General features: G+C 59.0%; 15 protein-coding genes. 6 read left to right on the forward strand and 9 right to left on the reverse strand.

The window, feature by feature from the left end:
- The first annotated feature begins 63 nt into the window (after positions 1-63).
- Both DRB17_RS03725 and DRB17_RS03730 read left to right on the forward strand, forming a co-directional pair.
- Positions 64-1983, forward strand: a complete 1920-nt coding sequence (locus DRB17_RS03725) for a polysaccharide biosynthesis protein (protein ID WP_479680569.1) — start codon at positions 64-66, stop codon at positions 1981-1983.
- Between the two features lie 241 nt (positions 1984-2224).
- Entirely contained in the window at positions 2225-3076 is an 852-nt protein-coding gene (locus tag DRB17_RS03730; protein ID WP_114580815.1) for a hypothetical protein, read from the forward strand.
- Here DRB17_RS03730 and DRB17_RS03735 read toward each other — a convergent pair.
- Together DRB17_RS03735 and DRB17_RS03740 are read right to left on the reverse strand one after the other, a co-directional pair.
- On the reverse strand, positions 3039-4400 hold the full coding sequence (locus DRB17_RS03735) for an O-antigen ligase family protein (RefSeq protein ID WP_147274793.1): 1362 nt from the start codon (positions 4398-4400) through the stop codon (positions 3039-3041). The genes DRB17_RS03730 and DRB17_RS03735 overlap by 38 nt on opposite strands.
- 18 nt (positions 4401-4418) lie before the next feature.
- The gene (locus tag DRB17_RS03740) at positions 4419-5393 is read right to left on the reverse strand and encodes an NAD-dependent epimerase/dehydratase family protein (RefSeq protein WP_193725720.1); all 975 of its coding nucleotides are present in this window, start codon (positions 5391-5393) and stop codon (positions 4419-4421) included.
- 366 nt (positions 5394-5759) lie between these two features.
- Here DRB17_RS03740 and cysD point away from each other — a divergent pair, with 366 nt between their 5' ends.
- Entirely contained in the window at positions 5760-6653 is an 894-nt protein-coding gene (cysD, locus tag DRB17_RS03745) for a sulfate adenylyltransferase subunit CysD (protein WP_241503736.1), read from the forward strand.
- 53 nt (positions 6654-6706) lie between these two features.
- On the forward strand, positions 6707-8629 hold the full coding sequence (cysN, locus tag DRB17_RS03750; protein WP_164496324.1) for a sulfate adenylyltransferase subunit CysN: 1923 nt from the start codon (positions 6707-6709) through the stop codon (positions 8627-8629).
- 47 nt (positions 8630-8676) lie between these two features.
- Here cysN and DRB17_RS03755 read toward each other — a convergent pair whose 3' ends face one another.
- The 7 genes from DRB17_RS03755 to DRB17_RS03785 form a co-directional block, all read right to left on the reverse strand.
- Complete coding sequence (locus DRB17_RS03755; RefSeq protein WP_114580818.1) at positions 8677-9846, reverse strand: DegT/DnrJ/EryC1/StrS family aminotransferase; 1170 nt, start codon at positions 9844-9846, stop codon at positions 8677-8679.
- The gene (locus DRB17_RS20800) at positions 9843-11447 is read right to left on the reverse strand and encodes a Gfo/Idh/MocA family oxidoreductase (RefSeq protein WP_114580819.1); all 1605 of its coding nucleotides are present in this window, start codon (positions 11445-11447) and stop codon (positions 9843-9845) included. The genes DRB17_RS03755 and DRB17_RS20800 overlap by 4 nt, the downstream gene beginning before the upstream one ends.
- Positions 11448-11538: 91 nt before the next feature.
- Complete coding sequence (locus DRB17_RS03765; protein ID WP_114580820.1) at positions 11539-12912, reverse strand: nucleotide sugar dehydrogenase; 1374 nt, start codon at positions 12910-12912, stop codon at positions 11539-11541.
- A 61-nt stretch (positions 12913-12973) separates the two neighbouring features.
- Positions 12974-13690 (reverse strand): SGNH/GDSL hydrolase family protein, encoded by a 717-nt coding sequence (locus DRB17_RS03770; protein WP_147274794.1) that lies wholly within the window; start codon positions 13688-13690, stop codon positions 12974-12976.
- 16 nt (positions 13691-13706) lie between these two features.
- Positions 13707-14420 carry a class I SAM-dependent methyltransferase gene (locus DRB17_RS03775; RefSeq protein WP_114580822.1) on the reverse strand — a complete coding sequence of 238 codons (714 nt, stop codon included), beginning with the start codon at positions 14418-14420 and terminating at the stop codon, positions 13707-13709.
- A complete protein-coding gene (locus tag DRB17_RS03780; protein WP_114580823.1) occupies positions 14417-15202 on the reverse strand; it encodes a formyltransferase family protein in 786 nt (261 codons plus the stop codon). The genes DRB17_RS03775 and DRB17_RS03780 overlap by 4 nt, the downstream gene beginning before the upstream one ends.
- Positions 15203-15302: 100 nt before the next feature.
- Positions 15303-19121, reverse strand: coding sequence for a glycosyltransferase (locus DRB17_RS03785; RefSeq protein WP_161958688.1), 3819 nt, complete (start codon positions 19119-19121; stop codon positions 15303-15305).
- A gap of 759 nt (positions 19122-19880) precedes the next feature.
- On the opposite strand from DRB17_RS03785, the gene DRB17_RS03790 reads away from it, so the two are divergent.
- Together DRB17_RS03790 and DRB17_RS03795 are read left to right on the forward strand one after the other, a co-directional pair.
- Complete coding sequence (locus DRB17_RS03790) at positions 19881-20846, forward strand: NAD-dependent epimerase/dehydratase family protein (RefSeq protein ID WP_114580825.1); 966 nt, start codon at positions 19881-19883, stop codon at positions 20844-20846.
- Positions 20843-21796 carry an NAD-dependent epimerase/dehydratase family protein gene (locus tag DRB17_RS03795; RefSeq protein WP_114580826.1) on the forward strand — a complete coding sequence of 318 codons (954 nt, stop codon included), beginning with the start codon at positions 20843-20845 and terminating at the stop codon, positions 21794-21796. The genes DRB17_RS03790 and DRB17_RS03795 overlap by 4 nt, the downstream gene beginning before the upstream one ends.
- Positions 21797-21901 lie beyond the last annotated feature (105 nt).

Consider the following 21901-nt stretch of genomic DNA (forward strand, 5'->3'; position numbering starts at 1 on the left):
TCGTTGCCCTTACCGCGTAACGTCAGCGTGCGCGCCGTGATCGCGTTCGTGCATGACGTGATCATGGCGGCGGTGTCTTTCTTCCTCGCCCTCGGTCTGCGCCTGGGCGACGACGTCTGGAGCGATATCGGCGATCCGGACATGCTGCGCGCATGGGTGGCCTTTACGGCGGTCTGCGCGGTCGTCTTCTGGTTCACCGGACTTTATCGCGGTATCTGGCGATACGCGTCTCTGCAGGATCTCGTATCTATTGCAAAGGCGGTGACACTCTCGCTTCTGATCTTCCTGCCGGTGACGTTCCTGATCACGCGCCTGGATGCGGTTCCCCGCTCGTTCCTCGTCATCGACTGGTTCGTCCTGATCTTCCTGCTTGGCGCGTCGCGGATGATCTACCGCGTCTTCAAGGATCGGGGATTCGATCATCTACTGGAGCGCCAGACGGGCTATCGCGTGCCGGTGCTGCTGGTCGGCGCCGGCGACGCCGCGGAGATGTTCATCCGCGATCTACGCCGTGACCGCGAGGCCACTTACGAGCCCGTCGGAATCCTTGACGAGAAGGGCACGCGGGTCGGCCGGCAGATCCGGGGGGTGCCGGTCATGGACGGGCTCGACGGACTGCCCACAGTCGTCGAATCGCTGCGCAGGCGTGGACGGTCGCCGCAGCGGCTTATCGTGACACGCCCGCTCGGCCGGGAGCAGATGGCGCGGCTGCTGGATCTGGCGGATGAGTACGGCATGACGCTCGCGCGCTTGCCACGCCTGACCGAGTTCAAGTCGGGCTCGGGCTCGGGTGAGACCGGCGGCGAGCAGAAGCCGGAGCTTCGTCCGATCGCCATCGAGGATCTTCTGGGCCGCCCGCAGGCATCGCTGGATCGGGAGGCGATGGCACGTCTGATTGCCGGCCGGCGTGTTCTGGTCACCGGGGCCGGCGGTTCCATTGGCTCGGAATTGGTGCGCCAAGCGGCCGACTTCGGCCCCGACCGCCTGATCCTCGTCGATCACGCCGAACACCTGCTCTACAACATCGACCTCGAGTTGTCGGAGCGTTGCCCGGATCTGCCGCGCCGCCCGGTTCTGGCCGATGTTCGCGATCGGTCCAGCCTTGAGCGGCTGTTCGCGGACGAGGCGCCCGAACTTGTCCTGCATGCCGCAGCGCTCAAGCACGTCCCGCTTGCCGAGAGCAACCCGGGCGAAGCCGTGCTGACCAACGTCATGGGCACCTGCAATGTTGCGGAACTCAGCCGCGCGCATGGCGCCCGCGCCATGATCCAGGTTTCCACGGACAAGGCGATCGACCCGACGAGCGTCATGGGCGCGACCAAGCGTTTGGCGGAAAGCTATTGCCAGGCGCTGGACCTGGCCGAGCGGGGCGGCGACGGCGATGGGCAGGCGACACGCTTCGTCACGGTGCGTTTCGGTAATGTCCTGGGCTCTACCGGGTCCGTGGTCCCACTGTTCCAGCGCCAGCTTGGCCGTGGCGGGCCGATTACGGTCACCCATCCGGAGATGACGCGCTATTTCATGACCGTGCGCGAGGCCGTGCAACTGGTGCTCCAGGCTTCGGCGCTAGGCACGGCGGGTGGCGAATCCGCCGAGATCGGCAAGATCTATGTCCTGGACATGGGCGAACCCATCCGCATCGTCGACCTGGCCCGTCAGATGATCCGGCTGGCCGGCTTGCGCCCGGACAAGGATGTCGAGATCGTCTTTACCGGCATGCGCCCCGGCGAAAAGCTGCACGAGAAGCTGTTCCATACCAACGAGCCCATGGTCGCGACCAGCCACCCCAGCTTGAAGCTGGCGGAGGCGCGGACCGCCAATCTTGCCCTGCTGAGGCGCGGGATCGATGGGCTTGCGGCCGTCGCGCGCGACGGCGAGGACCGCGAGCTCAAGCGTCTTCTTGGTAAACTCGTGCCCGATTGGGTGCCGACGGCCGGGAGCGGTTCGAGTGAGGCCGAGGCCGTTCCAATCCGACCGAATTAACGGCGACCTCGTCGTTTGACCGGGATTCGGCCGCTTTTTCCGTCATGTTCTTTCGGACCCGCCGTCTAACTTTTCTCTCATATAAAACGTTATAAGAAATAAATTTTTGAGAACGACTGTATTCACACACTAGAACGCACAATTTAGGACTGAAATGCATACGCAATTTCATTCCATAAAATCCGCAAATAAGAGTAAAATTATTTTTCCTTCCGAAAACTTATCCTGAAGGAGAAAGCAGATGGGCGCTCCTTACATGACCAGTGTGGCCAAGTGCAGCTTCGCGTCAGCGATTGCCGCAATCCTGGCTGTGGCGGCCGCAACGGCTGCCTTGGAGTCCACTGCCCGCGCCGAGGATAATGCGCAGGCTGCGTTTTTTGATGATGGTATACTCGACCGTGTGACCGATATTCGCGGGTCTCGCGGACGGGCGCGGATCGCGCAGCTTCGCACGAGGCCGGGGGGTCAAAGCTATGGTCGCTGGGCGGTGGAGTGGTGGCAGTGGGCACTAGGCGTGCCAGCGGGCTCCAACCCGCTTTTCGACGAAACGGGCGAGAACTGCGACAGGCGGCAGGTCGACGATACGTGGTTCTTGTCCGGCATGATTTTCTTTCCGGGCGACGAACCGCACCCGGTAACGCGAGAGTGCACGATACCGGCCGGCAAGGCGTTGTTCTTCCCCTTGGCCAACCAGTTTTTCTCCGCTCTATTGGACGATCCGCCCGAGGAGCGGACAGAGGAGTTTCTTCGCAGCATTGCCGCTTGCCAGGAGCCTGTTCAGGCGATTGTCGAAATTGACGGCTTCCGAATTCCGAGACCGGAACGTTTCAGCACCGGTCCGGATGGCAGCCTTTCGCCTCTGTTCAATGTACAGCTTCCCCCCGACAACATCTTTGGAGCCGAGGCGGGACCCGGTGACGAGGGCAAGATCCCGGAACTGGTCCTCAGTCCTTCGGCCGAAGAAGGGGTTTACCTGTACGTATTTCCTCTATCGCCCGGCGACCACGTCATTCACTGGCGCGCAACGGGCTGCACGCCGGGCAACGTTCAGGACATCACCTATTTCCTGACGGTCGGCGATGAACTGAGCTAGCGCTTTCCAGCTCGGCATTGCTGCCCGAAGAAGGGCGGGCGGCCAGCATAAGCACCGCCACGGCCACGAGCAGGCTGGAAAGCCACTGGGTCTGCCACAGGCCGTAGGCGGTGCATGCAATGACCAGGGCGGTCGCGAAAAAGCCGGCGAAGCAGGCACGTTCTGATCGGCCAGCGCGACTGACGCGACGCGCCAGGACGCCAAGCCAGATGACGGTCGGGAGCGCGGCCGCGAACCCCAGCTCCATAAGGAGTTGCAGCACATTGTTGTGCGGGTGGAGGCGGATCGGGGATTCGCCCGGCCACTCCCCCGCACCGTTCATGAAGCGGGCGGCGTCGAGGCCCCATCCGAAAAGGGGTTTCTCCAGGAAGCGCGCTGTCACGAAGCGCCAAATGTCGATACGGACATCAATCGTCGCGGGCAGTGCCGAAATGTCCAGTTTCGCAAGGACGTCCGCAGGTGCCGCCCAGAGCACGAGCGGTGCGCCGAGGAACGCAAAACCCAGGGCCGCAACCAGCACGGCGAAGGCGATGATCGGGCTCAGCCAGGCCAGCACGGCGACGCCGCCGCCGATGCCCAGCGCCGCTATCGCCGCCGCGCTTTCGTAACCGGAGATGAGTGCGAGCACGAGGAGCGGACATGCAGCTGCCACAAGGTGCCCCCAACGCCGTAGCGCAAAAAGTGCGGCCGGCCAAACCAGCAACGCAAGCAGGGTGACGCCACGGTTGAAGCTGGAAATCATGTGGTAGCGGCTTGGCTCGGGATCGTGCAGAAGACGCCAGATTGCGAAGTCGCTGATTTGCTCCTCGATCAACAGGCCGAGCGCGAGCGCGACGCCGGCCTGCAGCCAGGGTAGCAGTGCCGCGCGCTGATCCGCCGCCAGTCCCATAAGGGCGCCGATCAGGATCATGCCGATTCCCACGGTTCCGGCAATCCGAACGGCCAGGCCGAGGGAATCCATCGGGTCCGGACCCCACGCGGCGGAGATTCCGGCGTAGGCCAGGAGCACCGCCAGAAAGACTGCCGTGGCGACATCGCGCAACGGGAGCCGCCTTTTCCGAACCGCGGGGATCGCGGCAAGCGTGGCCGCAATCAACAGCCATGGCACCACGGCCTTGTCGGCAAGCAGAGCCATGGCCGGCAGCGCCAGCAAAAGGAGCCGCATCGCGAAGCGCAACGAACCCGGAAGCGCCAAGGTTCGGGTGTGGTCGATTGTCGGATGACTGGAGGCGGCGTGGAAAGGTCTCACAGTGGGCTTCGGCGACAGATTGTAAGGTCCGTGCAGGGCAGCCGGGAGAGTGCGCTGCCAGCCGCGTTCGCGCAAGGCCGAAGCCTTCGGTCCTTACTGTGAGGTGTCAGAATTGCCCTGACTGCCACGCATATCGGCCGCCATCGCACGGAGCCCTTCATGCAGCCCGCGCCGCGGCACCCAATCGAGAGTCTGTTTCGTTTCCTCGATCCGGATTTCCAGCGACCGTAGAAGCTGGTCAACAAGTTGAGGCTGCCCAACCAAGCGCGTGCCGAGCGCCAGTAAGGACGGCGGGACCGGGAAAAGCCGCGCCGGCCGCCCCAGGGCATCACCCAGGCAGCGGATCAGTTCCGGCGTCGATATCGCGACCGCATCCGCGGCCAGGAAAAGACGGCCGGCCGCTTCCGGGCGGAGCGCGCAGCGTACGAGCAGGTCCGCGAGATCCTCCACGTTCATGAAGTGTCGGCGGTTGCGCACGGCGCCGAATGGCATCGGCCATCCTCTTTCCACCACGCGGGCAAGGCGGCGGATGTTTCCAGGCGCGCCGGCGCCGTAGACCAGCGGCGGTCGCACGATCGCGACCTCCAACCCGGCATTGCTGGCGATCTCCCACAGACGCTGCTCGGCATGCCATTTGGACCTGGCGTAGGGGCTGGCCGGATTCGGCCGGTCGTCGGGTGCGAACGGCGTCACGTCGGTCGATGTCCCGTTGACGCCGATGGTGGACAGGAAGACGAATCGACGGACGCCGGCATCGGCGGCCACCCTGGCCAGAGCGAAAGTCAACTCCGTGTTGTCGCGTTCGAAAGCGCTTTCGGTATCGGCCTGCCCGCCATCGCGCACGTGTGCGCGTCCGGCCAGATGAACGACGGCGTCGATCCCGTGCATGAGTTCCCGCCAATGCGAGGCCGCCTCGCCGCTGACGAGGTCGTCCCGCGCTTGCCGATTGCCCAGGCTTGGCAGGCCCGCCGAGCCTGTTCCGGCCGCCCGCGCACCGGCGGCCTCTGCCGCGGCCAGCACATGGCGGCCGACGAACCCGCCCGCTCCGGTCACCAGGATATCAGGCATCTGAAGTGCTGCCTCTGAAGTGCTGCCTCTCTGGCCTCGAAGGGCCGCTGTCATGAACCCCATCGAAGTGTTGCATACATGAAGCGGGTCATCTAACAAGCCTGCGTATTCGCGTTGCGACTAGATATGAAGTATCTAATATTCAAAATGCTGGATTTCATTGTCGGCCAGCGCCGCGATAATCACGCGTGGCATGAGGCCGGGGGGCGGTTTTCCGGTGAGTTGGAGTTAGCACGGAATCGCTCGCTTCCGATGCCGTTCAGGCAGCTTGTGAGGACAGATCGTAATCCCTACTTTCAGCTTTCTCCATCGTTGGAAGACCGAACGAGGTAGCCGTAGCCTATGACCGCCTTGACCGCCGAGCGTCTGACGCACCTTGAGCGTCTCGAAGCCGAGAGCATCCATATCATGCGGGAGGTGGCGGCGCAGTTCCGCAATCCCGTGATGATGTATTCAATCGGCAAGGACTCCAGCGTCATGCTGCATCTGGCGCTCAAGGCGTTCTATCCCTCGAAGCCGCCATTCCCCCTGCTGCATGTCGATACGACCTGGAAGTTCCGGGAAATGGTGGAGTTCCGCGACCGGCGGGCGAGGGAGCTCGGCCTGGACCTCATCGTCCATATCAACGAGGAGGGCGTGCGTCAGGGTGTCGGCCCGTTCACGCACGGCTCGGCCGTACATACGGACGTGATGAAGACGCAGAGCCTGAAGCAGGCGCTGGACAAGTACGGCTTCGATGCAGCCTTCGGCGGTGCCCGGCGGGACGAGGAGAAAAGCCGGGCGAAAGAGCGCGTGTTCTCCTTCCGCACCGCCACGCACCGCTGGGATCCGAAGAACCAGCGCCCGGAGCTCTGGAACCTCTATAACGGCCGTATCGGCAAGGGGGAGAGCATTCGTGTCTTCCCCCTCTCGAACTGGACGGAACTCGACATCTGGCAGTACATCTACCTGAACGACATCCCGGTGGTGCCGCTCTACTTTGCCAAGAAGCGTCCGGTCGTGGAGCGCGACGGCACGCTCATCATGGTGGACGACGAGCGGATGCCGCTGGAGCCCGGCGAGACGCCGGAATACCGGCAGGTTCGTTTTCGCACGTTGGGTTGTTACCCGCTGACCGGCGCCATTGAGAGCGACGCGACCACCCTGCCAGAGGTGATCCTGGAGATGCTGCTGGCAAAGACGAGCGAGCGTCAGGGCCGCGTGATCGACCAAGATCAGGCCGCGTCGATGGAAGCCAAGAAGCAGGAGGGCTATTTCTGATGGCCTCCGAGCGAGAAGACACCACGGATACCGGCAGCAGCGCGAGCGACGTCATGGCACCCGACACCAGCCCGGCCCCACACCAGGAGAACGACTCGGCCGCGCAGATCGCGGCCTATCTGAAGAGCCAGGAGGACAAGGACCTTCTGCGGTTCCTGACGTGCGGTTCGGTGGACGATGGCAAGTCGACCCTGATTGGCCGCCTGCTCTACGACTGCCAGCTTCTGTTCGAGGATCAACTTGCCGCGCTGAACAACGATTCGGGCCGCTACGGCACGCAGGGGCCGGACGAATTGGATCTGGCGCTGCTGGTGGATGGCTTGGCCGCCGAGCGTGAGCAGGGCATCACCATCGACGTTGCCTATCGCTTTTTCACGACGGACAAACGCAAGTTCGTCGTCGCCGACACGCCGGGACATGAGCAGTATACCCGGAACATGGTCACCGGCGCCTCGACGACGGATCTGGCCGTGTTGCTGGTCGATGCGCGCAAGGGCGTCCTGACCCAGACGCGGCGACACAGCTATCTGGTCTCGCTGCTCGGTATCCGGCAGGTCGTGCTGGCCGTGAACAAGATGGATCTCGTGGACTGGGACCAGTCGACCTTCGAGAGCATCGCCGCCGAATACCGCACCTTCGCCGGCCGGCTCGGCATCGAGCACGTCACCTGCATTCCGGTGTCCGCGCTCAAGGGCGACAATATCTCGCAAAGCTCCACGCATATGCCGTGGTACGACGGGCCGACGTTGCTCGAGTATCTGGAACAGGTGAAGGTCGGGCAGGATGTCACCGACCGGCCGTTCCGGATGGCGGTGCAGTGGGTCAACCGCCCGAACCTCGACTTCCGGGGTTTCTCCGGCACGATTGCCAGCGGCACGGTGAAGCGCGGCGATGAGATCGTTGTTCTGCCGTCGGCCAAAACCACCACGGTGAAGCGGATCGTGACGATGGACGGCGAACTGGATCGTGCGTTCGCCGGACAGGCCGTGACACTGGTGCTGGACGAGGAGATCGACATCTCCCGCGGCGACGTGATCGCCGCCGCCGAGCATCGGCCGGGCGTGGCGGATCAGTTCTCCGTGCACGTCGTGTGGATGAGCGAGCAGGCGTTGCTGCCGGAACGTTCCTACCTGGTGCACACCGGCAGCTCCTTCGTCGGCGGGCGCGTCACGCGGATCAAGCACACCGTCAACGTCAACACGCTGGAGGCGCTGGCCGCGTCCCACCTGGAGTTGAACGACGTCGCCATCGGCGACCTGCATCTGGACAGGCCGGTGCCCTTCGATCCCTATGCGGAGAACCCGCAGATGGGAAGCTTCATCCTGGTCGACCGCATGACCAACGCGACCGTCGGCGCCGGGATGATCGATTTCGCCCTGCGCCGGTCCACCAACGTGCACTGGCACGCCACCAAGGTGGACAAACGGGTCCGCGCGGCGGCCAAGGGGCAGGCGCCATGCGTGCTCTGGTTCACAGGGCTGTCGGGCGCTGGCAAGTCCGTGGTTTCCGACCTGGTGGAGCAGCGGCTGAACGCCATGGGCAAGCACACGATGCTGCTTGACGGCGACAACGTCCGCCATGGCCTGAACCGTGATCTGGGATTCACCGACGAGGACCGCGTGGAAAATATCCGCCGTGTGTCCGAGGTCAGCAAGCTGATGGTGGATGCCGGACTGATCGTGCTGGTCAGCTTCATCTCACCGTTCCGCAGCGAGCGCCAGATGGCCCGCGACATGCTGGACGACGGCGAATTCCTCGAGATCTTCGTGGATACGCCGCTGGAGGTCTGCGAGGCGCGGGACCCCAAGGGCCTCTACAAGCGCGCCCGCGCCGGCGAAATCCCCAACTTCACCGGCATCGGCAGCCCCTACGAACCGCCGGAGAACCCTGAACTGCGCCTGGAGGCCGGCGAGCGCGAGGCTGAGCAGCTTGCGAAGGATGTGGTCGATATGCTGGCGCAGCGGGGGGTTATTTAGGGGCGATAGCCGGCTTCGGCCTCCGCGTGGACGCGGGGGCCAGCGGGTCAATCAGCAGAGATGGCTTGTTTTACCTCTGTCACGATTCGCGCCTGTACGTCCGCTTCCAGATAGGGATGCATCGGCAAGCTGATGACCTCTTCCGCCAGCTCCGCCGAGACGGGAGTTCCGCCGGGCGCCGTCGGGTAATTGCGATACGCGGTCTGTGTGCTGAGCGGCTTCGGATAGTAGATCGCCGTGGGAATGCCTTTGTCCTTCAGGCGCGCCGCCAGGGCATCGCGGTTGCGCGTGCGGATCGTGTATTGCGCCCAGGCCGACGTGCTGCCAGCCATCAAACTCGGTACGGTCACGACCTCACCCAACGCTTCGGCGTAGCGGTCGGCCACGGCTTGGCGAGCCTCGAGTTCCTCGGGAAAGATACTGAGTTTTTCCAGCAGGATCGCAGCCTGGACCGTGTCGAGACGTCCGTTCATCCCGATCGCGACGTTGTCGTACTTGTTGCTGCCCTGGCCGTGGACACGGAGGCTCCGCATGGTTTGCGCGGCATCGTCGTCGTTGGTGAACACGGCACCGCCGTCGCCGTAGCAGCCGAGGGGCTTGGCCGGAAAGAAGCTTGTGGCGGCGATATCTCCGATGCCGCCAGCTGGCCGGCCGTCCAGGGAAGCGCCGAAACTCTGGGCTGCATCGGCCAGTAGCTTCAGGCCATGATCCCGGGCGATCGGCTCGATCCGGCGATAGTCGGCGGGCTGGCCGAATAGATCGACGGCGATGACGGCGCGCGGTGTCAGGCCATCGTCCCTGGCCTTCGAAATGGCGGCTTCAAGGCTGGCCGGATCGAGGTTGAAGGTATCCTCCAGCACGTCGCAGAACACCGGCGTGGCGCCCAGCCACGCGACCACTTCCGCCGTTGCCGCGAAGGTGAAATCGGGAACGAAGACGGCGTCTCCCGGCCGCACGCCCCAGGCCATCAGGGCCAGCGCGAGGGCGTCGGTCCCGTTGGAAACACCGATCGCGTGCTTGACGCCAGCCCACTCCGCCAGCTTCGCCTCCAGCTCCTTGACCTCCGGCCCGAGAATGTACTTGCCGTGATCGAGCACCCGCTTGATCGCGACGTCGATGCGCTCACCCAGGCGACGGCGCTGGGCGCCCAGGTCGATGAACTGGATTGGTCCTGCCGCATCGGGACGCTCGGCTGTGCTGGCGTTAGCGGTACTCATTCGGCGATTTCCTCAAGCGTGTTGTCATCGATTTCGCGATAGCGCCTGCCTTCGCGCGGGCAGATCAAGTCGGGACCCAAGCGTTCACCGGCATGGCTGACCCAGCCAATTCGCCGGGCGGGAACGCCTGCCATCAAGGCATGTGCCGGGACGTCGCTGGTTACTACGGCGCCGGCAGCGATGAGCGAATATGCACCGATGGTGTTTCCGCAGACGATGGTGGCATTGGCCCCGATGGTCGCACCGCGCTTGACGCGGGTTTCCAGGAACTCGTTCTTGCGCTCCACTTTTGCGCGAGGCGTCATCACATTGGTGAAAACGCAGGAGGGACCGCAGAAGACGCCGTCTTCCAGAACGACCCCCTTGTACAGGCTGACGTTGTTCTGGACCTTGCAGTTGTCGCCGATCACGACCTCCGGCCCGGCGGCAACGTTCTGGCCCAGGACGCAGTTACGGCCGATACGCGTGCGTGGCAGAACGTGGGTGAAGTGCCAGATCCTGCTTCCCTCGCCAATCTGAACGTCATCGTCGACGTAGGCCGATTCGTGGACGTTTACACCAGGAAAGCGCGATGAAGCCTCATCGGGGGCCTTGGCACTCGATGTCAAAGGGCCGTTGCCGTCAATACCTTGCGCGAGGGAGGTCTCCGCCCGGTGCAGAACCTTGAGCACCCGCAGCCCTTCGCGGCCATCGGTCCGCGGACGGGAGCGGTCAGTGACGCAGTCAATGAAATGCTGGCATTCATTGCGTAGCGGTTCCGCCGGCTCGACCGACACAGGTTCGGCGTCGGCCTTTGTCGGCACCGGCATATTGTCGCGCCACTCGACCTTGTGCGGATAAAGGGTCAGCTTGCTTTCCCATGGCTGGCTATCGTCAAAGGTGAGCATGCCGTCATCAGCCACGACGACGAGTTTTTGCTCCTTGAAGGGGTGCAGCCAGGAAACGAAGATGTGGGCCTGCTCGCCGGTCGGGAAGTCGAGATGGGTGGTCGTCACGTCGGCGACGCGGCGATGCAGGTAGTAAGCGCCGACAGCGCTGACTGTCTCAGGTTCACTTCCGCACAGCGACAGGATCATAGAGATGTCGTGCGGGGCGAAGCTCCACAGAATGTTCTCCTCGCGCCGGAATTTTCCGAGGTTCAGCCGGTTCGAATAGACATACTGGAGCCGCCCGATGTCTCCTAGCCGGATCATCTCGCGAAGCTTGAGAAAGGCCGGGTGGTATTGCAGCAGGTGTCCCACCATCAGCACACGGCCGTGTTCATCCGCCAACCGGCATAGTTCCTCACCGTCGCCGACTTTGAGAGCAAGCGGTTTCTCGACGTACACGTCCTTGCCCGCGGTTAGCGCTTCCCGGGCAAGAGAAGCGTGCTTTGCCGCCGGTGCTGCGATGGCAACAGCGTCGACTTTGTCATCAGCAAGCAGGTTCTCCCAGCTAAGCGCCGGGACCCCGTAGCGTGCACCGAACTCGGCGGCGACTCCTGGGTTTCCGTCGCTAACCGCTGCTAGGGCATTCAGTTCGTGGAAGTTGCGAACAAGATTCTTGCCCCAATAACCGCAGCCGACGACCGCAATATGGGGGGTGTTCGGGTTAGCTGTCATGCTCCAGCGTCTAGTCCTTTTCCGGGACACAATTTCGATTAGCCGCGACGGGACTCTTACAGGCGTGAGTTGCCGCCAAACAAATTCGTGCTCATGCCTTGACGACGTTCCCGGCGTGCAGTCCGCACTTGGCGAGGATGTTGCGGCTATCGACAACCAGTGCACCGTGATCGACGAGGGCTCTATAGTCTACGTCGTCGTGGTCAGTGCAAATCAGGATCCCGTCATAGGCCCCGATCGTATCTGGCGCCAGTGCTTCCGACGTGCGTCCAGCGAGGGGCCCGTGTTCCCGTGTCTGCGGAATCGTGGGCACATAGGGATCATGGTAGCTGACATGGGCGCCCCGCTCTTCGAGCAGCTCGATAAGACGCAAGGCGGGACTCTCGCGGATGTCGTCGACATTCTTCTTATAGGCGATGCCGCATATCAGGATCCGGGCTCCGTTAAGTCCACGGCTGAACCGTTCGTCCAACGCCTTGGCCAAGCGATCGATGACATACCGCGGCATCGAGGTATTGATTTGCCCCGCCAACTCCACGAAGCGGGTCGCGATTTCGTACTCGCGCGCCTTCCAGGTGAGATAGAAGGGGTCTATCGGGATACAGTGGCCGCCAAGACCTGGGCCGGGGTAGAACGGCATGAAACCGAAAGGTTTGGTCTTCGCTGCGTCGACTACCTCCCAGACGTCGATGCCCATCTCCGTGAAAATCACTTTGAGTTCGTTCGCGAGGGCGATATTGACGGAGCGGAAGATGTTCTCGGTCAGCTTAATCGCCTCGGCCGTCCGGGAATTGGATACGGGAACGGTCTGAACCACGACCTGATTATATAAGCATTCGGCAACACGTCGCGAGTTATCGTCGTCTGCTCCGACAACCTTGGGGATAGCGACGGTTCGGTACTTGGCGTTACCAGGATCTTCTCGTTCGGGTGAATAAGCGAGGAAAAATTCTCTCCCCGCCAACAGGCCAGTTGCCTCGAGGATAGGCTTCACGACCTCATCGGTTGTGCCTGGATAGGTTGTTGACTCTAAAATCACCAACTGCCCTGGGCGTAGGCGCTCGGCAATCATCCGTGTGCTGGCTTCTACCGCCCGTATATCCGGTTCCCTGTAACGGGTGAGAGGCGTGGGCACACACATTATGATGATGTCCATGTACCGAAGCGCGTCTGGCTCACTGCTGGCGTGAAAGCGACCGTCACGGCACATTGCGTCAAGGGTGTCCGACGGAATATGACGGATATAGCTTTCGCCGCGGTTAAGCTGGGCCACCTTTTCGGAATCCACATCGAAACCAACGACGTCGAATTCCTGGGCTGCGAAGCTTTGGGCAAGAGGAAGCCCCACATATCCCATGCCGATAATGCCAACGCGGCTGGAGCGGCGTTCGATTTGCGCGATCAGATCATCCGCGATCGCGTCGCCAGGGTTGGGTAGCGAATCAATTCGGTTGCTGGCGCTCATAAACGTGTATGCCTGTGACCTTTGTTTCAGGATACGATGGATTCGACGGTCAGTCCGATGTCTAGCACCCCGTTGTCGTGTTTTCAGCACTGACACTGGATGGGGTTCTCAGGTACCATTGCTCCAAGCCGGTCAGCAATCGGGGTGCAACAGCTTCGTAATAGAGGTCATGGCCGCGGGAACCAAGATGCAATCCGTCCGAAAGCAGATAATCTCCTAGTGGTTTGCTATCTCGATGCAAGGCCGCGTCAAAGTGCTTCTCGACATCGATTAATGTGACGCCCAATAGCTCAAGCTCTGCGGCCAGCTCGCGGATGATCCGATTATAAATGATGTTGCTGGCTTGATACGTTATGTCGCACCACGCCATAGGTTCAGCATCGAGTGTGGTGGGATGATTGGTCAGCAGGAACACATTGCGCGCTCCGAAGACCTGTCCCCGCTTCACGATTTCCTTGAGATTAGCACGGAATCCCTCCTGGCTGACCCGGGGGACCCCACCGTCGGTGCGCCAGAAATTGCAGTCGTTCATACCGAACTGCACAACCAGGAAGTCCGGGCGGTGCGATTGGACGTCGAATGGCATGCGCTCAAGAGCCATACGCGTGGTATTTCCGTTGATGCTGGTGTTTACCGTCGCCAGAGCTACGCCATGACGCGCCCCCAGGGCTTCCACATCGGCGGAGACACGCGTTACCCACGTGCGATGGGGTGACACCCCTTGCCCGAAACAGATCGAATCACCAAAGAAAATAACTTTTTCCCGATTATCCCACATCTCGTCCCCCAAACTCTCAGTCCCGCCGATACCCCTCGATCGCAATTAGGCTCACCTGACGGCCGTTCTGGTACGCAGAATCATCATTTCTTTGGAGCAAATCCACCTCCGCCTGGCTTTGGGCTGCGCCAAATTTGGCTAGACATCGTGCAGTCAGTGCGCCATCCCACGCCAGCATGCAAAGGATTTCATCGCCATTTAGGCGTCGCGTGAGGTAGGAGCGCGGCTCGTTGTAATATGTGAGCGATAGGCGGACTTCCTGGCAGCGCGGCAGAAACTTCTCGAGGAACATTTCAAGACGCTGGTCGACATTTGGGAACAAATCGTTCGCAACGACAATGTCGAGGTCATGCTTTATCTCATAGTCGAGCCAATCGGTCCTGGAAATCGCGAGATCTGGTGTGCGAGCCAAGAAGGAGTCAACGGTCGCCTGATCGTCGTGTGCAAGCAGGTCAACCAATTCGAAAGTATTGCGTTCCGCCATAAGACGCGTGAGCGCGGTTAGTCCGCCGCCAACATCAAGGACGCCGCGCCCGCCCTGGTTTAGGAGGTCGCCATACAGTTCCCGAAAGATCAAGCGCTTGGGCGCCGTCTTGCGCAGCCAGGTTTGACAGACCAAGCGTTCGTCCTGTTCGGACGAGACTTCATCCAGCAGGCCTGCCAAGTCATCTTCCTGCAAGTAGGCCTCAACCCAATCGCTGGTAATTCGGCGAAGTACGTTCGGTGTCATTTGCTAAACGGTGTCCTGTGCGAAAGACTGTGGAATGGAAGCAGATAGATTTTCTGCTCGCCCACACGAAAGAAAGCCGGTTCGAACGGCGGAAAGTAGAGTGATCGCGCCACGCGATCAACCTGGGCTTTGTCTGAAAGGTCCCGAACCTCCCGATAGCTATCGAGCAGGTCTGGTCGGATGAACGCCCCATCGCCGACGATCGGGGTCTGCGGGGGTGTGCGTCCTGCCGCCAGATCGTCGAGCAACCGTTCTATCGCAAGCAAGCCAGCGTCACTGGCGCGCTGATAGAGCGACGCCGCCGTATCCCATGGACGGATCGCCATTTCCGGCGCGTAAGCCATATCGCCACTGTCCACCGCCGCTGACATCCAGTGCAAGCTTATCGAGTAATTCTCCCGGCCTGACAGAATGGCATGATTGACTCCATGCCAGCCCTTGTAATCCGGAAGAGGGGCGAGGTGGACGTTGAAGGCACGGCCTCCAACGCGCGCAATCGTGGCTTCCGGCAAGATCCAGGGATGCTGAACTGATAGCAGGACATCAGCCCGCTGACGCTTGATCAGCTCGTCGATCTTCTCCGTGTTACGCCGGCCGTTATCCGCAAACGGGAGCCCCAATCGCCGAGCTTCGCGATAAATCAGATTATCGCCCCACCAATTGTCACAGTCGACATTCGAGACAACGCCGACGATCTCCAGGCCATCGACTCTACGCTCGAGCAACCGAAAGAACGCATGCTGGCCGATGGGTTTCTGGCCGAGAAAGAAGACACGTTTCAACTTGAACTCTTCCTATCTCGCTCACTAAGAGTTCGACTTTTTACACCGGTGATCATGGAGCGTATGACAAGGTATGGATGGGGGCAATCATGTCGCCGGATTACAGTGTCGAGCATTTCTCGGATTCGGCGAGTCGCTCATCACTACGCACGCCGTGCACATCCTCGAGAACACCACTGTAGATACTCCAATTATAATGGTTCAAAAAAAACTCTCTTGCGTTTATCGTTAAACTCTTAAGAAGTTCTGGGACATTGCATATTTTTTCAATCGCGACAACGAGCGACATGATGTCCTCTTGCTCAAACGTTAGGCCGAATTTTCCCTTATCAATCAGATGTGTGATCGAGGGAAGATCATTTGCTATCACAGGCAGGCCCGCTTGAAGATAGTGTGAAAGTTTCCGAGGGGACGAATATTTATACTGTTCGACAGTATGCATGTACGGGAGAACCCCGACGTCAAATTGCTCAAGGAACTCGAGAGACGATTCCAAACCTTCGGAACGCATTGGAATTGGCGGCTCGAAAATGACACCACGACCCATCAACCGTAGCTGGGCGGACAGTCTGCGACAGAGTTTTGCATGGGGGCCATTGTCACAACGGAAGTGTATCACGGCTTTTTCGGGATCTATGTATTGCCAAGCGCGAATCAAGAATTCTGCCCCGCGGTCCGGCGCAATAGCGCCTTGGAAGACGAACCGTAGCGGCCTACCAGCCTGCTGGCGGGGACTGCTAAAGGTATGTTTGCTCCGTTGCCCCGATGGGACGTGCCTTGAGGAGTCTTCGGGACGAACGATTGGGTCCACATTAGGGATTGCTACGACATCTTCGACTCCAGAATCCCGCTCAATCTGCTTAGCCATTTCTGGCGTTACAGTCACAACTTGGTCGGCGAAAGTGACGAATCCCCTTTCCAAAGTGGCTAGGCCTTCTCGCACATTTGGCCCCACTCCAAAGAGCTGGGTGCTGAAGCTCTCGTGGCAGTTGTGGACTAGACGCGCCCTCGTTGCCAACTTAAGGCAAACAGCGAAGGGCATGCTGTCGAAATCCTTGGAGTGTATTATATCAAATATTTCAGGATTGGACTTCCACGCTTTCAGGAGAGAATAAGAACGAATCAAATGCGTCCGCAGGTAGCTGTAAATATTGGGCGCCCGGTAATGATGAGTTTTTGCCCCGCTTGGATTGTCAAGGAGCCATCTTGACCGGTTGAGTACCACCGGCTGACGAGCCCAGCACGCCAAGCTTTCGGCCACCCATGGTTTGAATGAAATGTAGCTGGAGCAGGGATTTACCCAGTTTTCGAATTTGCCATTGGGTTGGGTCAGAAGTTCTTTCCCGTAAGTCGAGTCCTTCTCTTGGCGGGTTTCGCTGCCTGGGGTGCCGTGTAAATGTTGGTGCCGTCGAGAATACACGGCGCTATTTGTGCCAATCTCGCGATAGCCACGGGCTCTGGATGACGTGGCATATTCGGCTGTTGGGCGTGGAATGGAAGACGATACGACCCCGCCCTCGGCAGTCTCCTGCGTGGCGGTGGGGTTGGTTTCCTTTCCCAGTATCCGAGTTATCCAACTTGAGAAACTTAAAGGCGACCCGAATAAATATTTTGGAAGCAAGTTCTTGCCACGTGAGTCGAGCAAAAGCTTTATCCCAAAGATTTTGCTAGAAGTTCTGATGAAAAATCGTATAATATTTTTGTATTTTTCATCAAGGCGTATTAAACCAGAGGTTCTCCAAATTTTTATCAGAATCCAGCGCATCGAAAAAATGACTTTGTAAAGTATAGGTAAGATTTTATTGAAAAGATATCTTACTATAATGGTAATTTTTTGAATTAATTCTGCAAATATCCAATATAATACAAAAGCGATGGCTAAAACAAAAGTATGTAAGCCAGAGCGGTTGCTAGTTATTTTGCGAGTTTCTTGCCAGTCGGCCTGCAGCTTCTTTGGCAGCCAGGGAAAGGAATTGTTACTAGACGCGCGCGACGGGTTCTTTCGAGGAGGGTGTCCGCGTGCAATTCGACACAATGACAATGCCGCTGAAACCACGAAACGTGGTAACCTAGTAGTATAAACGTAAAAAGAGTGCCTATCGAAGTTGAATCGCGAATACGGAGACAAAAGGTGCCAGTCGGAGTCGGAAGGGACTTGGCCACTATGGGCCAGAGAACGCTGAATTCTGTAAGCGTTGAATAAAGCCTTCCCGTAGGCAACAAAAGCAGTGGCAACGCGTCGGACATTTTGTCTTTCGGCGTTCGTGGTTGCGAACCAAAAAAGGCCCCACCAAGCTCTCATCGCAGACGCATCTGCTAAAGGCGCCCGACTAATGGATTTGAGTCGGTCCGCATACGTGCAACTTATACTGCTTCCCGGTATCAAATCGACGCCAACCAGCGAAACGTCGAAGTGCTTAACCAACAGCTCTTGTTCACAACGCATACGATAGGTCGCTAGAGGGTCGCATCCGCTCAGGTATAGCAACGACTGCGGCTCTCTCAGTGTCTTCTGAGAACCGCCGGACCGAAATAACCGCAAAGCCGCCTTCCAAAGACGGGCTCGCGCCCGGCTCTTCCGCCATTTCCACAAAAAATTGACGATTCGGGCCGTCTGGGCATGCCTACGGCTAAGAACAAATACACGCAATGCCAACCAGTTGCCACGGTCAAAGCATCGATTGTAGAAGGACAGAACTCGACGGGACAACACGGTCGCGTCTTTTTCGAACGGCGAATGCCTCTTTTGTTTATCAGGCAGCTTTCGATCAACGGCACGAAATACGTCCTCGACAAAACTTCTGTAGTGATACTTGCCAGACTCAACGAGATCTCGGAAGGCTCTATCGCGTATCCGCTTTCTTCTACTCTCGTCATCAAGCGACGCGAAGACATCAGTAATATTAGATAGATCTTGCGCAATGGGGATGTAGTGTACGTTAGGCTGCAGAATCTTATTGTAGCGACCCTCCACAAGAACCTGACATGTGCCAGCCATCGCGTATTCAAAATTCCGTGGTGTAATGACGGCCCCGTCGAGAGAGCCATCCATTCCAGGAAAGCAGGCCGCTGCTATTTCCTCGAAAGTGGCATACGGATGCTGCGCTTCATAGGACTTGCATTTGGCCATGATATGCCCGGTTCGATCCAGAACGTTTGATCCACCTTCGCATCCAAGCTGGTAGCGAGATCTGCACAGGAAATTGACCCACGCCGCCCCATTCAATGTATCTTTCGTATCGACTGAGATATCGGATGAAAGACCCATGCGGTTCGCGGCTATTTTCGCAGCTTCCGCTAACCGCCATTTGAGCGCGCCAAGCGACCCGTTCCGAGCACGGGCGGTAAAAGAGCGATAACCTATGTCTATATCTCTCCTTTTTATTCGTTTTCGCTCACCTTCGAAACTTTGTTTGAGCCTCTCATCAACATATCCGGCCAACACTGTAATGATTTGCGTGTCGGGGTGTACGCGCCCACCGTAAACCGTTTGTTTTGCCTCATCAGTTGGCATAAGCGAAAAAACAATCTTACAGTCAAAATCTTTGATAAAATTGCATAGCGCATCTGTTGTGTTAGCTTCGTCTTGGGCAATCGCAATATTTAAGTGGCTGTTAAATTTTAGAGGCCAAACAGCTTTGACAACTCTATCAAATAACTCGGGGGCAGGTCTACAAATCAGGAATGTGTTGTGGAAAATAACAACATCCCATTGTTGAATTTCTAGGTGTTTTGGAAGTATTTCCCAAAACAAATTCACAAACTGAACATTATAGTTTGAGTATTTTTCGAAACAATAGAGATGAGATAGAATTGCGTCCCTTGTGGGTGATGCAAAGCAATAATATACGACCAAAACATTCAGCCGTTCATTCTTTTTAAAATTTGTCTTGTTTTGATCCTTGCTCGCTAACTTCATCAAATTTGTGCTCTCCATCTCTGGCAGTGCTTAGTGCTTAAATGTGCTGCGCAGGGCCGTCGTTCGGCAACCATGGTGTTAGTTGTGGCGCCCATTCTCCGTAAGAACGCCCCCTTCTTCTGAGGACCGACCAACTGCCGATGGATGAATCCGCCCCCGCCGTCAAGATAGTTTCTGGTAGCCAATTGGCTAGGGGGTGTCAATCGTGGGCACGGCAATGTTGCGAATTCTAAGCAGGCCATTTTGGAACGTGTCTTGGAGGCTGCGTGCAGGAATTTACTCGGGATTAGCGAGCCCATTGCGGGTAGCCGCGCGGCAGAATGTGGATAGGATGCGGGCATCATGGTGTCGGGCGGGAGTCCTCAGCGTCTAGCCTTTTTCAAGGTCCTGCTTGTCCGATTCCTTTCGTGCAAGCAGGTGTGAGACACGCATATTGCAAGCCTAGCCGCAAGAGCTGGACCGCCAGGATCAAGAGGTAGCTAAAGGCGTTCAACCACTCCGGACCTGCGTGCTGCCTCGGCCATGAGCCAGTCACAGAACTCTGGTCGGCATATTGTTGCGGGCCCTTGGCGGGCTTCATTGGAGCGGGGCAGGCGCTATCGTTGACATTTCCTCACCGGGATACCTATACAACGTTGCCAACTGCGTGGCGCGTTCTGCACGAGGTGTGCGGCTAAGACGAAGGGCAGCCCGAAGCGCGTCCGCGGTATGCTATATCGTGATCATCGGAATGCCTTAGAGGCTTGAGGGGGCGCCGCAATGCGGGTTTTGATTTCAGGGGCTGCCGGCCTGGTTGGCTCTCATACGGCCGAACTGCTTGTGGATAGAGGGGATACGGTGCTCGGCATCGACAACTATCAGACCGGCCGGCGCGATAATCTTGACCGCATTGCCGATTCGCCCAGTTTTGACCTGATAGAAGAGGATATCGCTGACGGTGCTTCCATCATGCGCCATGGTGAGGTGTTCCGCCCGGATCTCATAATCCATACGGCGGCCTCGTACAAGGATCCGGAAGCCTGGGAAGCTGATGTCGAGACGAACACAAGGGGGACCGCGAACCTCGTCAAGCTTGCTTGTGAAACCAACGTCCGGCGTTTCATATACTTTCAGACGGCGCTCTGCTATGGAACGCACCCGCAGGAACAGCCCGTTACACTGACTCATCCGATCAATCCCGCTAACAGCAGTTACGCGATCTCCAAAACTGCCGGCGAAAATTATATCCACATGAGTGGGATTGATTACGTGACTTTTCGCCTTGCCAACGTCGTTGGGCCGCGCAACTTCTCTGGGCCGCTACCGATTTTCTTCAAACGTCTGTCAGAAGGGAAGCAGTGCTTTGTGACCGAGGCGCGCCGCGATTTTGTCTATGTTGGCGATCTCGTCCACACGGTTATGCGCGCGGCCGATGGGGAGGGCCAAGGCACCTACCATTTTTCGTCCGGCTCGGATGTTGCGATCAAGGAGCTCTATGACGCGGTGGTCGATGCCATGGGGTTCAACCATTACCCGGAACCCGAGGTGCGGCCTCTCGGTGCGGATGACGCGTACACCATCCTGCTTGACCCGAGCCGTACCTTCGAGGATTTCGGTGGCCTTCAGTTCACGCCTCTGAAGGCCACGGTGGAACGCGCGATTGCGTATTACCGGGAGTGCGGCGTTACCCAGGCGCATACGCATCTCCGACACGAGGCGCCGCGCAAGGCCGTTGGCAAATCATGACACGCCGGGTCCTGATCACCGGCGGTGCTGGGGCACTGGGCGCCAACCTGACCGCTCATTACTCCGCTCGCGGTGACGAGGTTCTTGCGTTCGACAACTTGAGCACGGGCAACGCGGACTATTTGGCGGGGCTGGATCGGGCGCACCTTGTGGAAGGGGACATTACCAATGGCGAGGCCGTTCGTTCCGTCTTTGACCAGTTTGCCCCTGATTACGTGCTTCATGCGGCCGCTTCATACGCGGATCCCGATGCTTGGTACCGGGACGCGTCAACTAATGTCTTGGGGGTGTTGGATCTCATCGAGAACGCGCGCCGCCATGAGGTGAAACGCTTCGTGAACTTCCAGACGGTGGTCGCCTACGGCGAACCTGAGACCTGCCCGATACCTGCCCACCATCCATTGCGGCCCTTCACCAGCTACGGGATATCCAAGGCAGCAGGTGAGCAGTACCTGATGATGTCGGGGCTTCCGGCACTGTCGCTTCGTCTCGGCATCGTTTGTGGACCATTTCACTTCAGCGGCGCGATTCCGACATTCTACCGGCGACTCAAGGATGGCAAGAGTTGCTTCGCCACGCGCGCGAAGCGGGATTTTCTGTCGATGGCCGACTTTCTTGACTTCATGGATAAAGCTCTTGCCACCGATGCTCCGACCGGCATCTTCAATGTTGGCAGTGGTCAGGGGGCATCGATCGAGTCGGTTTATCGCCAAGTCGCAAAGGCTATGGACTTCGAGTCGCCACCCGAGATCGAGGTTGTGGATCCGGCAGCCGACGACATCGCCAATCTGGTTCTCGACATCTCCAAGACGACGGAAAATTTTGGCTGGCACCCGGCCATCGACTTCGAGCCGATGATCCGCGAGCAGGTTCAGTGGTACGAGCGTCATGGCATTGGTGAGAACTACAGTCATCACCGCCGACGTGGCGAACCGCGGCGAAGCCGCTAGTGGAGCGAACCTAACTTTTGGTGCCCGCGTTTCACGGCTTCGATGATCCGGTCGGGATCGGCGGTCCGAATGAAGGGCTTGGAGGCTTGGTTGTGTTCGGCGACG

The sequence above is a fragment of the Ferruginivarius sediminum genome, from assembly GCF_003344765.1.
In the GTDB taxonomy this organism is placed as follows: Bacteria; Pseudomonadota; Alphaproteobacteria; order Kiloniellales; family Rhodovibrionaceae; genus Ferruginivarius; species Ferruginivarius sediminum.